Source organism: Microbacterium sp. 18062, from assembly GCF_902706225.1.
Lineage (GTDB): Bacteria > Actinomycetota > Actinomycetes > Actinomycetales > Microbacteriaceae > Microbacterium.
On the sequence record NZ_CACSKB010000539.1, the window covers coordinates 1 to 411 of the forward strand.

Annotated in this window: 1 protein-coding gene; it reads right to left on the reverse strand. The window is 68.4% G+C overall.

The window, feature by feature from the left end; genetic code table 11:
• Nucleotides 1–411: AAA family ATPase (locus GVL03_RS24475; protein ID WP_159502736.1), on the reverse strand; the 411-nt coding region annotated here is incomplete at both ends.

Genomic DNA, 411 nt, shown 5'->3' on the forward strand with positions numbered 1-411 from the left:
GTGATGTAGCGGTGGGACAGCTCGGCCGCGGCCACGATGGCCGGGTCGGTGATCTCCACGCCATGGTGCAGCTCGTACTTCTCCTGCAGGCCGCGCAGGATGGCGATGGTCGCCTCCACGCTGGGCTCGCCCACGAGGATCTTCTGGAAGCGCCGCTCCAGCGCGGCGTCCTTCTCGATGTACTTGCGGTATTCGTCGAGCGTGGTGGCGCCCACGCAGTGCAGCTCGCCGCGCGCCAGGGCCGGCTTGAGCATGTTGCCCGCGTCCATCGCGCCCTCGGCCTTGCCGGCGCCCACCATGGTGTGCAGCTCGTCGATGAAGACGATGGTCTGGCCCTCGTCCTTGGCGAGTTCGTTCAGCACGGCCTTCAGCCGCTCCTCGAATTCGCCGCGGTACTTCGCGCCCGCCAGC